A 13,582-nucleotide genomic window follows, 5' to 3' on the forward strand; every position below is an offset into this window, starting at 1 on the left:
GATTTAGAAACATTCACCTACACCCAATTGTTCCGCGCCGCCAGCTGATAGGCATGCTGGTAATGATGTTCACTATGCCACGCATAATTCGCGATCACTTCATCCATCCTGAAAACTCGGCCTGTTGCCGGATGAGTATACGTCCTCGCCAAATCCGTTTCATCCATTGAATTCAACAACAGAACCCAGCGTAAATGCACATACCGAAGCAATTGAATCGACAGATCGATTTGCGCCGTTTTTGCATCGGGTAACTCCGCCCATAATTGTTCCTCGTACGGCTTGATAACCGGGTTGTCCTCCGTCAAAGCCAGCCTGCAACGCGTGTAGGCATTGATATGGCTATCAGCCACGTGGTGAATCAGCTGCCGGACCGTCCAGCCGTCGGGACGGTAAGGAGTATTCAGCCGGTCGTCTTCCCAATGCGCAAGCAGATTGATGAATTTAGAAGGTAATGCACTGATGATCTGAATGTTCGACCTTACTTCCGCCGGAGTGTATGAATCCTGGTGTATGAATTTCCCGATCGGATATTTAAGCTGTTCGATGTCCATTGTCAATTTTGAATGAGTGAATGAGTCCGCCGTGGAACGGGAATCAAAAATTTTCCTTAATGACACCAACAAGCTCTTCGTGCTGGGCTCCGGCCGTCGCAATGATGTCTCCGCCGAAAAGGTAGTTGTCGCCGCCATTAAAATCGGTTACTTTTCCTCCGGCTTCTTTGATCAGTAACACACCGGCCGCCATATCCCAGGAATTGAGGTTATATTCATAAAAACCATCAAAACGTCCCGCCGCCACATACGCCAGATCCACTGCCGCCGCACCCATTCTACGGATACCATGCGTTCTCTGCATCAGCAGTTCCAAAATATACATGTACCGTTTCTGCTTTTCGAATTTATAGTACGGAAAGCCGGTAGCGATCAGGCTATCCTGTAAGTTCGGCACATTCGAAACATGGATCTGCTTGCCATTGCACCAGGCACCGCCGCCTTTCCACGAATAGAATAATTCGTCCAGACTGGGTTCGTGGATGATCCCCACGAGTAACTCTTTGCCCCGGGCAAGCCCCACACTTACGCAGTAAACCGGTATCCCATGGATGAAGTTGGTGGTTCCGTCGAGCGGATCGATGATCCAGTTTAATGCAGTCGGGTCCGGCTCAGTACCCGTGGTGCCTTCTTCGGTGATGTAGCTGGCCTCGGGCAACAGTTCGCTTAGACCTGCAACGAGAAGCTTTTCAGCCTCTTTATCAACATAAGAAACCAGATTGTTGAGGTCTTTATATTCAATTTTATCTCTTGAAAAAAGGGCAGCTTCCTGTTGGATGAAAGTTGAAGCCTGCTTTACTATTTCTATCGCTTTCTGTGTCAGCAATTCCAGATCCATATATATTATCCTTTTTGGGGGATTTTAGAAAGTGAGTTATTGATGTAATAAACCCTGATAATCAATGTCAATATAATGGGTATTACCACATAGTTATGTTTCATAACGTTGCCAGTTGCGCAAAGTAAGAGAAATCCATAAAAAATCAACAAGAACTGAAACCAGTAAGGTTTCTTCTTTTCCGAAATGAAGAAAATCGCCGGCATCCAGAATGGAAATGCCCAAAGCAGATCGTAATTCCATTTCGTATCCGCATGTTCCGTCGCAAACCATAACAATGCCAGCAGCCAGCCTGCCAGTCCAACCACAGAGAAAAGCACTTTATCAAAAGTGAAGTTTACCTTTTCCTTGCTGGTCTGCCAATAAGTCCATGCCAGCGTGATGATCGCCAGTGCCCAGAAAACGACGGTCGGCGTGAATATGCCGGCATAAACGATCGGTTCAGCCTCATAATAGTCATGGGTAGAGAGTACCAGCGGCGCAAGCCCGTTGGCGGTTTTCACGCGCGCATCTTTGAATGCGGTACTCAGATTATCCGGCAAAAACGTGGCTTGTTCCGGTGTCGCGATCACGTCAGCCGGGTTTCCGAGCGCCAGGTCCATTCCAAAATCGGCCCAGGGATTTTGTTTATAAGCATAACGGTCGATCCATTGCCGGAAGCTCAGTTTTTCGTGAGTATAACCTTTGTAAATAATGCTGTCGCCGCAGGCTTCCTGAACGGCCAATCCGAGCCGGCTTGCGCAGTTGTCGTAGAAAAACCGGTAATTATAAACCCGGTTCTCGGGCAGATAATTGGTCTCCAGATAACTAAATAACCGCTGTTTTTGTGTCTGGCTCAGATTCAATACCTGCTCGGCAATGGAACGGTTTTCTGAACGGTAATACTCAAATTGCGGCGCCATCGGTGCGACTGAAATGCTGTAAGGCAAGTAGCCCCGCATAAAATTGACATAGAAATTACCTTTGTCGAAACTGAATGTTCCGTAGCTATACGCTCTGTCGATGCGCTGCACGGGATCGTAAATCCAGAGCACGCTGTGCCCAAAACCGGAATAAAGCTCCGTCCCCGGGCCAAATGTGACCAGGCTGACTTTGGTCTCCGGGCTTAATGTGCCAAACTGCGCAAATGTGGAAAGGTTTGCGCTCAGGATCAATGCAATAATTAAGACGAAACGTCGGTAGTTCGGGTTCATATCAGTCAGGATCTTCATCCTCATATTTATCAGTTTTTTTCTTTTCTTCTGCCTTACCTGCCAGCACGATCACAATCTCGCCTTTTATTGTTTTTTGGGAAAAATAAGCAATCACTTCTTCCAGCGTTCCCCGGATATTTTCTTCATAAATTTTCGATAACTCCCGGGAAACGCTCACCTGGCGATCGGCGCCAAAATACTCGGAAAACTGCTGCAATGCTTTGATCAACCGATGCGGCGATTCGTAAAAGATCATCGTCCGTTCTTCGGAAACAAGATTTTGTAACCGGGTTTGCCGGCCTTTTTTGTGAGGTAAAAAACCTTCGAAAGTAAACCGGTCGCTGGGTAACCCCGAGTTGACCAATGCGGGAACGAACGCGGTTGGCCCGGGCAGGCATTCCACCACAATGCCCTGCTTAATGCATTCACGGACAAGTAAAAAGCCGGGATCGGAAACGGCGGGAGTGCCGGCGTCGGATACCAATGCCATGGTTTCACCTTTCAAAATACGGTCAACAACCCGCGAAACGGTCTGATGTTCATTGTGAATGTGATAACTGTGCATCGGTTTTGAGATCCCGAGATGTTTCAGCAAAGTGCCCGATGTACGGGTATCTTCGGCTAAAACCACATCCACGCTTTTCAAAATAGTAATGGCGCGAAGTGTAATGTCTTCCAGGTTGCCGATGGGCGTGGGAACAATATAAAGTTTCATTTAAATCTGACCGGTGCACAATGGTTGAGAAAGCCGGCGTGTAATTTATTTCTTTTTTTCAAAGATTGCATCTATCGCGGCTGCCAGCTTTTTGTCTTTATCCGTCACAATGTCGCCGGCATCATGGGTATTGAGTTCGAACGTGACCTTATTATACATGTTTGTCCAGAACGGATGATGGTCCATTTCATCGACGGTTTCCGCGACTTCCTCCATAAACGAGAAAGCTTCTTTAAAGTCTTTAAAGGTGAAGTCCTTTTTTAGTTTATTATCCTCTTCCTTCCACATTTTTCCCGCTGTTTAGGTAAAAACTAAATTTTGGTAACCTTGTACTCGACAAACTTGTCGGCAGCATTTCCGCTGGTGCAGGTAATGGTTTCAATCACGTATAAACGGCTCCCTTTAAAATTGCCGGTTCCCTTCATGGAAATACGTCCGCAATCATCTTCCCCGGTGCCGCGATCATAAGTAAAATCCATGCCATTCAAGTCCAGTTTTTTGAAATGATTAAATGGTTTTATTTCTTCCAGATCCAGTTTTTTATCAGCGACCCAGCTCACTTTGAGTGTTACCGCCAGCGAATCTTTGGTCGATTTATTGAAGAATTTAAAGCCTTCGTATGTACCGGCCAGTTCTTTCTCCACATTTTTCTCTTCTACTACGGGCGGTGCCTGTTCAGTATCTTTCTTGCAGGAGCAAAGCAGAACGATAGAAAAAAGAACAGCGGTAAAGGATTTGATCATGGCGGAACAGGGCTGTAAGTTTGGTGAACGAATATACGGGTTTATCCTTGTTTTTAAATGGGGCAAATGCTGTCCGAATCGCTTTTTGGTCAGTATATTTGAACTTTGTTTTGGTAGAAATCCTTACCAATTTAAACCAATTGACTTCTGCCGGTAGCAGGAGAGAACTCTATGAAAGTTGAATTAGTACGTGTAAATGACGCCTTCCATTTCGAAGGTTCTGGCTCCTCTGAAATCAAAGTACATACTGACGGATCTCCGGATATTGGCGGTAGTAACCTCGGTGTGAGACCAATGGAATTGTTGTTAATGGGGCTGGCAAGCTGCAGCGCCATTGATGTGGTTTTAATCCTGAAAAAACAACGTCAGGATATTACCGATTTTCGTGTACTTGTCGACGGTGACCGTGAGCAGGAAGAAGGTACGCAGCGGAAACCATTTACCAAGATCCACCTGATCTTCAAGTTTGCAGGTAATCAGCTGGATGAAAGCAAGATCAATCGCGCCATTGCATTATCCATGGAGAAATACTGCTCGGCCACAGCCCAGCTCGAAGCTTTGGCAACGATTACTTATAGCGTCGAAATCGCAACGGTTTAGCATCATATACTTATAGCGTCCATTCCTTTTTCAATGCAACAATACCACGATTTACTTCGCCACATTCTTCAAAACGGAGTTCGCAAAACCGACCGTACCGGCACCGGGACGATCAGCGTTTTTGGGTACCAGATGCGTTTCAACCTGAAAGACGGTTTTCCGTTGGTTACCACCAAAAAAGTCCACACCAAATCCATTATCTACGAGTTGTTGTGGTTTCTCCAAGGGGATACCAATATCAAATACCTGAAAGATCACAATGTTTCGATCTGGGACGAATGGGCGGACGAAAACGGGGATCTTGGGCCGGTATATGGAAAGCAATGGAGAAGCTGGGAAGGTGCGGATGGGAAGTCTGTGGATCAGCTGGCCGAGATTTTGAAGCAGTTAAAAAATACGCCTGACTCCCGCAGGATCATGGTATCGGCGTGGAACCCGTCGGAATTGTCGAAAATGAAGTTGCAGCCCTGTCATGCCTTGTTCCAGTTTTACGTAGCCCCGCCGGATACCGGGGCAGGTGAAACGAAAGGCAAACTATCCTGCCAGCTTTACCAGCGCAGTGCGGATGTTTTTCTGGGAGTACCGTTTAATATTGCAAGCTACGCGTTGCTTACGATGATGATCGCGCAGGAATGCGATCTGGATCTGGGCGATTTTGTCTGGACCGGCGGCGATACCCATATTTATCTGAACCACCTGGATCAGGTCGAAACGCAACTGAGCCGCGAACCACGTGCACTTCCTATTATGTCGATCAATCCGGATGTAAAAACGATTTTCGACTTTGAATTCGAGGATTTTGAATTGAAAAATTATGATCCCTGGCCTGGTATCAAAGCGCCGGTCGCCGTTTAGGGGTTCCGCATAATGAGTATTCAGTATATTTTAGAGATTATCGGAACGTTCGCGTTTGCTATTTCCGGCGCACTTGCCGTGAAAGACCAAAAGCATCAGGACTGGTTCGGCGCAAGTTTTACCGCATTCATTTCCTCCATCGGCGGCGGTACCCTTCGCGACATTCTGCTTGGAAGTTATCCATTAGTTTGGATCAACGACATTACGATCGTATATGCGATCATCGCAGGCATCATTACCACATTTGTTTTTTATAAATTCCTTTTGCGCCTGAGGAAAACATTGTTTTTGTTCGACACATTCGGAATCGCGCTTTTCACCATTGTAGGGACTGAAAAAGCGCTGCATTTGGGTGTGAGGCCGGAAATTGCCGTGATCATGGGCATTTTTACCGCGACTATGGGTGGGGTGATCCGGGATATGATGACGAATGAAATTCCCATTATCTACCGGAAAGAAGTATATGCAACTGCATGTCTCATAGGGGCATGCAGTTACTTATTACTCGATGAACTGGGCGCCGGACGGAACGTAGCATTCATTACAGCTTCGCTGGTTATCATCATCATCCGTATCCTGGCGGTGCGCTATCAATGGAGCGTGCCGCGTTTTTTCAGGTAATTATTTCTTTTTCTTCTTTCCTGCTGAAACCGGCGTCACCGCTGCTTTCGGCTTTATTTTTGGTTGAACTTCTGCAATAGTCTTCTCGATCTGACCTTTGAAAAAGCTTGTAAAAGCCTGGTCGGAAGGTGTTCCCAGCGTTAATGCTTTTTGTGCGGCCGGCAATGCTTCATTGTACTTACCAAGTTTCGCCAGGATCGAAGCTTTGAGCCACAAGTTGTAATATCCTTCTTTTAACCCGATCGCCTTGTCAGCCATGGAAAGCGCCACCGGCAGATCTTTGCCTTTCGAAAGCAGATAACCCGCGCCGCTTTCCAGCGTCGCTACATCTTCCGGCTTTTCGGCGATGGCTTTGTTTAATGCATTCATAGTCAGGCTTTCGGTATGCACAGAAAGTGGGATTGGTACGTTTACCGACGACCAGGAAAGATTCAAATAGCCGGTGCTGTCGGTTACCGGATCGATTTCAATCTTGAATGCCTCATTATACTTATTTGAAGTCGGAGTGACTTTCAGGGTCGCTGCGTTATCGGCTTCATTGTAGCCATCCGTGCCTTGTTCAAATTTTTTATTCAAAATTACAGTCCACGCCGCACCCGATGGAATAGAAAGCAACGCATATTTTCCGGCGGGTACTTTTCGGTCTCCAAACATAAATTCCGTACTGGCTTCCAAAGTGGTCGGACTATTTGCGCCGGTCCGCCAAAGTTGGTTATAGGGAGCTAATGCGGAGCTGTCGGAAAAAATTTTGCGGCCTTTGATTGACGGGCGGGAATAAACGATTTTGAAATCGGTTATACCAATCGTTTGGATTACAGTTGCTCCCGGACTTAGGGATGGTGTACGTTGTGCGATGGTTTGAGTCGCGAGCAGGCAAGCGAAATATATCATCAAAACATTCTTTTTCATTGTTGGAAGGTGGTTAGTTGTTCCGGTATTAAACTTGCGGTGAAATTAGAATGAAAATATCAGATAGCCTACATGAAACGAAATGCTTTGCTTGCCCAGTTGGAAACATATAAACCGGAGGTTGGTAACGAAGAACAAATGCACCGCGACACGATCGTATTTGTAAAAGAAAACCCGGATTGTTTTGAACGTACCTTGTTAATAGGACATGTTACTGCGTCGGGATGGGTTCTTTCCGGGGATAAAAGTGCGGTTTTACTCATGCATCACCGGAAGCTCGACCGGTGGTTCCAGCCGGGCGGACATTGCGACGGTGATCCGAATGTGAAAGAAGTAGCGAGAAAGGAAGTGATAGAAGAAACGGGAATCCGAAATCTGAACTTGCTTCTGGACGGAATTTTTGACATTGACATTCACCTCATTCCCGAGAACAAAGAATTTCCCGCACATTACCATTATGATATCCGTTTTGCATTTCAAATGGTTGACCAGCAGGAAATTTTGATCAATAGTGAATCCAAAGATGTGAAATGGGTACCGCTCGGTGAAGTTGAGAACCTCAACAACTCGGAATCCATTATGCGCATGGTGCGGAAAACTACCTTTTTATAAACTTCAAGGTACGTTCCTGATTCTCTACCTGGATGTTGAGCAGGTATAGTCCGGACGAAAGATGTCCCGCGTTCACGATATGTTGCCGGTTGAGCTGCGCGGAGAAGTTTTGATGTAATGCGCCATTTGCTCCATAAATGCGCAACGCGGCTTTTTTGCCGACGAGCGTTTGCGGAATGGAAAGAGTGATTTCGTTTACTGCCGGGTTAGGGGACAAAAGAATGGTTTTGATTAACTCATTCTCAGTGCCTAATGGTGAAAATTCTTCGGCTATGATCTGTTCTGCTTTCACCACACTTGGTACGCCATACCCGATAAATTCATTGGGAGAAGCTGCATTATGTCCTGATTTTTTTAATACATAAATGATTTGCTGCGCCGAAAGGCTGGGATGCGCCTGCCACAATATCGCTGCCAGTCCGGCAATCAGAGGTGCAGAAAACGAGGTGCCGCTTCCGCTGGCAGCAGTTCCGGCGAGTGTACCCACGATCGTTCCCGAGCCGACTGCCGATACATCGGGTTTCATCTGACCGGCTGCATTTGGGCCAATGGAGCTTAATGGAGCATAACTGCGATCGTACCGGGTGGCGCCCACGGTGAGCACCGAATCCACATCGGCCGGGGCGCCTATATACCGCCACGGATCATTTCCACTGTTTCCAGCCGAATTGGTGACGATCATTCCCGTACGTGTGGCAAACCTTGCTGCTCGACTGATGATAGTCGTTTTACCGTCCAAATCCTGATAGGTATGGTTGTAGGCGGCATTGTCGAATTCTCCGTCAAACGTGGTATACCCGAGCGAAGAATTAATGACATCGGCTCCGAGGCTATCCGCACGTTCCGCGGCAAGCAGCCAGGTAATTTCTTCGTAAGGTGATTCACCCAGATCGTTTTCCGTACGGTACAATGCATAACCGGCTTTAAATGCGACTCCTATCATGGTTCCGGGCAGGTATGCCGCCATGGTTGAAAGTACGTTGAGACCATGGGAACCATCATTGTAAACGTTACCATCCCGGCTCACAAAATCATGGGTATCGATAATGCGTTTTTCGTCCCGGAGTTGTTTGAAATACCCCACGACATCGGCCTGGTTAAATCCATTGTCCAGCACGGCAATGAGCATTCCGTCGCCGCGGACCTGGACCTTGTGGAGCTCGGCCACGTCCATTAAGGCGAGCTGGGCATTCATACTGCCGTAATCCAGGTCTTCTACTGTTTCAAATTTATCCTTAATGGCGACGGTACGTTCAATGCCCGGAGATTTTGATGTAAGGTTTGCGACGGGTAAATCCAGTTCAATGCCTTTGTAAAAAGCCAGTTTTTTGATCGCAGCAAGCTGAGCATCAGATGCTTCTACGATTGACCCATTAAACCATTTCGATGAGTAAATGACTTTCGCGCCGGTTTGTTTTACCGATGTAACATAGGCTGGATTTACAGGAAAATCGCGCGGGATAATGGCGATATTTTGGCGGTTTCGTCTGTTTATCGCTCTTTCGGAAAGATACTCCGTGGGTTTTTCAACAGAAAACGGGGAGCCGGTTTTGTCTTTGTATAAAACTAAATACCGGGGATTACTTTGAGAAAAGCAATCGGTGAAAAAGAGCAATGCATTGAAAAGTGTGAGAAGTATAGTTTTCATCATGTTTGTCGAAGTTTGAATGCCGATATTTCACCAACGTATCCACCGTCATTTTAAATATACCCGCAGCTGGACAAAAGTGTTGTGGATCAGGCTGTTTTTTCACCCGATTATCCCGCCCCGCTAGGCGCGTCCCCCTAGATGCGGGCATTCAAGCAACGCTTTGAAGCCGGGGTAGGGAACGATGGTTTTGAGATAACCATAATTATTGGCCATGGAAATAATGCTGTTGTGGTCACCCATGGAAATATCTACATCGTTCATTCCAAACTGACAAGGATGCTCATAACCTGTGGCATGGGTGATTTCGATGATCTCTTTCGCCAGCGTTTTCATGTAGTTATTAAACCGCTGACTTTTCAATGCGGGATCGATACCCGCTTCCAGCCATTTGTTATTGGTGGCAATACCTGTTGGACAGCGGTTTGTGTGGCAGATCTGTGCCTGAATGCAGCCGATCGACATCATTGCCTCGCGCGCCACATTGATAATGTCGGCCCCCATTGCAAAAGCCATCACAGCCTGGGCAGGAAGTCCCAGCTTCCCCGATGCAATGAAGGTGATTTTATCCGTGAGGTTTCGTTTCTGGAAAATTTTATAAATGGTACTAAATGCAAAAACAAGGGGTAACGCTACGTGATCGGCAAATGACGGAGGCGCCGCTCCGGTACCGCCTTCCCCGCCGTCGATGGTAATGAAGTCCGGACCTTTACCTGTCTCGACCATCAGGTCGGCGAGTTGTTCCCACATATCCGTCTTTCCTACCGCAGATTTTATGCCGACCGGCAGGCCGGTTTTCTCAGCCATTTCTTCGATGAAATCGATCATTTCGCTGACATTTGAAAAGGCACTGTGATATGCGGGTGAAACCACGTCTTTACCCATCGGGACATGTCTGATCTCAGCGATTTCAGCGGTAATCTTGCTGGCTGGCAGTACGCCGCCTTTTCCAGGCTTGGCACCTTGCGAAAGTTTCAGCTCGATCATCCTGACGAACGGATTGTTTTCCGTCATTTTGACCAGCTTTTCCATTACAAAATTACCCTCATCATCGCGGACACCGAAGTACGAGGTTCCCATATTGAAAACCACATCAGCCCCAAACCGATGATAGGGCGATAATCCGCCTTCTCCGGTATTGTGGTAATTGCCAAACTGAAATGAACCTTTATTAAGTGATTCAATGGCCCGGGACGAAAGTGAACCAAAGCTCATCGCACTCACATTTACGACCGAACGGGGGCGATACGGACGTTTCCGGCGATGATATTCTCCGATTACCTTGGCGGACGGAATGGTATAATGATGCGGATCGTTGCCATTCTTGACGTGATGATGATGGGTAGAATCCAGTTTAAACGGGAGCATGGTGGGTTTTACAAAAACATAACCCGGCTCCTGCATATTCTGATCGGTACCAAAACCCTGGTAGTTATTTTCTTTTTTGGAAGATGCGTAAATCCACGATCTCTGGCGACGGTTAAAAGGCAATTCTTCACGATTATTGGCAACAATGTACTGCCGCAATTCCGGACCAATGGTCTCGAGCAGATATCGAAAATGGCCGACGACCGGGAAATTATGCTGGATCGTATGTTTTCGTTGAAGTATATCTCTTAATGCAACGATCAGCAACAACCCCGCCAAAACATAAATCCAGATTGGTATGGAAGAAAAAAAAGAAGCAACAGTTAACATAGCAATCGGTTTTAGACTTCTTCCCAGGAAGTCACTTTTGAAAGGTCTTTCCAGTAGCCGGGATACGATTTTACAACCACATCCGGTTCTTCAATAATCACCGGAAACACCATGCCCGCGGGTGCAAACGCCATCGCCATGCGATGATCGTCATACGTATGGATGGACGGAGAATTTATCAAGCCGGCATCTTCGATGCCATGCACTTCGTATAAATGGTCTTTTTCTATTTCAACCAGTTCTGAACCCAATTTTTTCAGTTCCTGCTGCAATGCAAAGATCCGGTCGGTTTCCTTGATTTTCAGGCTTTCGATACCTGTTAATGAAAGGCGGATCCCTTTTACGGCGCAGCAAACGGCTACGGTTTGCGCCAGGTCCGGACAATCTGTAAAATCCCAGCCAATGGAGGCTGCGGGTGGAATTTTAGTGAGTAGTACGCCGCGTTCGGTAAAAACGCTTTCAACCCCCAAATGCCTCATAATATTTACAATGGCACTATCGCCCTGCAACGAATCTTTTTTGAGCCCGAGCAGCTCCACTTCCGCATCTTCGGCCAATGCGACAATGCTATACCAGTAGCTCGCTCCCGACCAATCCGATTCGATGGCGTAGGGTTGGGGCTGGTACTTGGTTGGGGGAATGGTAATGCGGTTTGTTTTCCAGTCAGCTTTATAATCAATACCAAAATGCGCCATTTGTTTCAGCGTCATTTCAATGTAAGGTTTTGAACCTACTTCACCTTCCAGTTGAATGGTTAATCCCGCAGGCAGTTCCGGCGCGATCATGAGCAGGGCAGAGATGTACTGGCTGCTCACATCACCGCGCATGGCGATTTCGTTGTTGCCGGAGTAAGAAAACCCATTCAGTTTCAACGGAGGGTATCCTTGTTGTTTTTCATAAGTGATATCCGCACCCAAAAACCGCAGTGCATCCACCAGGATCCCGATCGGCCTTTCGCACATTCTGGGAGTGCCGGTCATGGTTTTCTGTTGATTGCTTACTGCGAAATAGGCAGTCAGGAAACGCATGGTTGTCCCCGCGTCGATCACATCAGCGACTGGATCACTTGAATTGAGCAGCCGTAACATGGTTTGAGAATCGCGCGCCTCTGAAATATTGGAAAGTTCACATTGAAAACCCGTGAGGGCATTGATGATCAGGGCACGGTTGCATTCACTTTTTGAAGCAGCGAGTTGTATTTCAGCGCGTATCGGCTGTTTTGGGGGATTTACTAAAATGGATTTCACTGTAAAAAATTCAAATGATAATTCAGTACGTTTCCAGCACTTTCAATTTGTTTCGACCATTGATTTTAAGGGAAGCGAAGGTCAGTTTGTAACAAACAAAACCGGCTGCCATCAAGGATCCGCCAACGATCAGGGATGACCCGTCGGTTGTGAACCGTTTGTTATCAACACCTTTATTGAAAAAATCGGCACCTATGTATAGTAATCCGGCAAATGGCAGGAGCGGGGCAAGTTGTGAGATAAATGGAATCCGTTTTGAAACCTTCATTAACCGGACATCTTTGAGCAAAATCTCCTGATAATCCATACGTCCGACGGCCTCATTAATAATGGCAATACTAAATGAAGAATCGGTAACGCTGGCTATTTGTTCGTCAAAACGGATGGTTTCATTGTACATCCTGAATTTTATATTGTCGCCCGGGAAAAACCGGTACCGGTGAAAACCGCCGATGACAGGAGACGCGTCGAGGATCAGGTATTTCTGCCCGGGCGTTGCAATTACCCTGCTGGCATTACCCTGTTTTAAGAAAAGTTCTTCACTGGGGACTACTTTTCTGGGGTCATAATGATCCTGCGACCAGGCTGACAGATTCCCAAAAAAAAGCAAAACGACAAGTAGTACTAGTTGTCTCATAATGTAAAAAGAATGGTTCAAATATAGGGAATCATTCTTTTAAACGGGTGAAAGTGTTGCAATGTTGCTCATTTTAAACGCGATAATTAATCTTCTTCAGCCGTTTCTTCCTTTGAAACTTTCACAGAAACTCCGCCGGATACAAGCATTTTCATGACATCGGTGGAGGTAGCTTCCAATGGGACAATGTCTTTGGCAGGCACTATGAAAAGTTCGCCAGAAAGTGAGTAGGACAATGGCATGTAAACGGCGACATGATCATAGATCTTCAAGTGGCTCAGGTCCGTTTGTGTGATAAAACCGATCTTTTTAATGTCTGTATCCTTGTACATGGTCACCATTACCGGCTGGTTGAATTTCTTTTTATCCCCGACAAAAGCAAGTATCAGATCTTTAATGGAATAGTAGATCAGGCTCACCAGCGGAATGCGCCGCATTATGCGCTCGGTGAGGCCGACAAACGATTGCGGGATGACGGTTGAGAAGAAAAATCCGAGCAGGATAATGCCTAAAATGATGATCAGCACGCCCAGGCCCGGCAAATACACCGATTGCTGATTGGAAATCGGGATATCGATTGGGATGATGTTGTCGAGGTATTGGACGGTCGTCCATATGATCAGTACGGTGGCATAAAGCGGCGCGACCAGCACCAGCCCGCGGATGAAGTAGCTGATCAGGCGTTTGAGAATTCTGTTTTTGATTTCCATTT

At 46.7% G+C, this 13,582-nt stretch carries 16 protein-coding genes; 4 read left to right on the forward strand and 12 right to left on the reverse strand.

Features of this window, described 5'->3' with window-relative positions:
* Positions 1–17: 17 nt before the first annotated feature.
* The 6 genes from LZG72_RS20785 to LZG72_RS20810 are packed head-to-tail and all read right to left on the reverse strand — an operon-like array spanning position 18 to position 4,043.
* Positions 18–554 carry a YfiT family bacillithiol transferase gene (locus LZG72_RS20785; protein WP_233876718.1) on the reverse strand — a complete coding sequence of 179 codons (537 nt, stop codon included), beginning with the start codon at positions 552–554 and terminating at the stop codon, positions 18–20.
* Positions 555–597: 43 nt separating this feature from the next.
* Positions 598–1,392 carry an inositol monophosphatase family protein gene (locus LZG72_RS20790; RefSeq protein ID WP_233876720.1) on the reverse strand — a complete coding sequence of 265 codons (795 nt, stop codon included), beginning with the start codon at positions 1,390–1,392 and terminating at the stop codon, positions 598–600.
* A gap of 5 nt (positions 1,393–1,397) precedes the next feature.
* Positions 1,398–2,603: a DUF4105 domain-containing protein gene (locus LZG72_RS20795; protein WP_233876722.1), complete on the reverse strand. Its 1,206-nt coding sequence runs from the start codon at positions 2,601–2,603 to the stop codon at positions 1,398–1,400.
* Positions 2,587–3,300 carry a 16S rRNA (cytidine(1402)-2'-O)-methyltransferase gene (gene rsmI / locus LZG72_RS20800; RefSeq protein WP_233876724.1) on the reverse strand — a complete coding sequence of 238 codons (714 nt, stop codon included), beginning with the start codon at positions 3,298–3,300 and terminating at the stop codon, positions 2,587–2,589. Before rsmI ends, LZG72_RS20795 begins: the two co-directional genes overlap by 17 nt.
* Positions 3,301–3,345: 45 nt before the next feature.
* Positions 3,346–3,588, reverse strand: a complete 243-nt coding sequence (locus LZG72_RS20805; protein ID WP_233876726.1) for a 4a-hydroxytetrahydrobiopterin dehydratase — start codon at positions 3,586–3,588, stop codon at positions 3,346–3,348.
* Between the two features lie 23 nt (positions 3,589–3,611).
* On the reverse strand, positions 3,612–4,043 hold the full coding sequence (locus tag LZG72_RS20810; RefSeq protein WP_233876728.1) for a hypothetical protein: 432 nt from the start codon (positions 4,041–4,043) through the stop codon (positions 3,612–3,614).
* Positions 4,044–4,214: 171 nt separating this feature from the next.
* On the opposite strand from LZG72_RS20810, the gene LZG72_RS20815 reads away from it, so the two are divergent.
* The 3 genes from LZG72_RS20815 to LZG72_RS20825 are packed head-to-tail and all read left to right on the forward strand — an operon-like array spanning position 4,215 to position 6,119.
* A complete protein-coding gene (locus LZG72_RS20815; protein ID WP_233876729.1) occupies positions 4,215–4,643 on the forward strand; it encodes an OsmC family protein in 429 nt (142 codons plus the stop codon).
* A 33-nt stretch (positions 4,644–4,676) separates the two neighbouring features.
* On the forward strand, positions 4,677–5,498 hold the full coding sequence (locus tag LZG72_RS20820) for a thymidylate synthase (RefSeq protein ID WP_233876731.1): 822 nt from the start codon (positions 4,677–4,679) through the stop codon (positions 5,496–5,498).
* Between the two features lie 12 nt (positions 5,499–5,510).
* A complete protein-coding gene (locus tag LZG72_RS20825; RefSeq protein ID WP_233876733.1) occupies positions 5,511–6,119 on the forward strand; it encodes a trimeric intracellular cation channel family protein in 609 nt (202 codons plus the stop codon).
* Here LZG72_RS20825 and LZG72_RS20830 read toward each other — a convergent pair whose 3' ends face one another.
* Complete coding sequence (locus LZG72_RS20830) at positions 6,120–7,028, reverse strand: DUF2911 domain-containing protein (RefSeq protein WP_233876735.1); 909 nt, start codon at positions 7,026–7,028, stop codon at positions 6,120–6,122. It lies immediately after the preceding gene.
* Between the two features lie 72 nt (positions 7,029–7,100).
* On the opposite strand from LZG72_RS20830, the gene LZG72_RS20835 reads away from it, so the two are divergent.
* Entirely contained in the window at positions 7,101–7,640 is a 540-nt protein-coding gene (locus tag LZG72_RS20835) for an NUDIX hydrolase (protein WP_233876737.1), read from the forward strand.
* Here LZG72_RS20835 and LZG72_RS20840 read toward each other — a convergent pair.
* The 5 genes from LZG72_RS20840 to LZG72_RS20860 form a co-directional block, all read right to left on the reverse strand.
* Positions 7,627–9,291, reverse strand: a complete 1,665-nt coding sequence (locus LZG72_RS20840) for a S8 family peptidase (protein WP_233876739.1) — start codon at positions 9,289–9,291, stop codon at positions 7,627–7,629. The two genes, LZG72_RS20835 and LZG72_RS20840, sit on opposite strands and share 14 nt — an antisense overlap.
* Before the next feature lie 120 nt (positions 9,292–9,411).
* Positions 9,412–10,986, reverse strand: a complete 1,575-nt coding sequence (locus LZG72_RS20845) for an FMN-binding glutamate synthase family protein (RefSeq protein ID WP_233876741.1) — start codon at positions 10,984–10,986, stop codon at positions 9,412–9,414.
* A gap of 11 nt (positions 10,987–10,997) precedes the next feature.
* Positions 10,998–12,233: a 3-phosphoshikimate 1-carboxyvinyltransferase gene (locus LZG72_RS20850; RefSeq protein WP_233876743.1), complete on the reverse strand. Its 1,236-nt coding sequence runs from the start codon at positions 12,231–12,233 to the stop codon at positions 10,998–11,000.
* 22 nt (positions 12,234–12,255) lie between these two features.
* A complete protein-coding gene (locus LZG72_RS20855) occupies positions 12,256–12,870 on the reverse strand; it encodes a hypothetical protein (RefSeq protein WP_233876745.1) in 615 nt (204 codons plus the stop codon).
* A gap of 86 nt (positions 12,871–12,956) precedes the next feature.
* The gene (locus LZG72_RS20860; protein WP_233876746.1) at positions 12,957–13,580 is read right to left on the reverse strand and encodes a DUF502 domain-containing protein; all 624 of its coding nucleotides are present in this window, start codon (positions 13,578–13,580) and stop codon (positions 12,957–12,959) included.
* Between the last annotated feature and the right edge of the window lie 2 nt (positions 13,581–13,582).

Source organism: Dyadobacter sp. CY323 (assembly GCF_021390245.1).
Lineage (GTDB): Bacteria > Bacteroidota > Bacteroidia > Cytophagales > Spirosomataceae > Dyadobacter.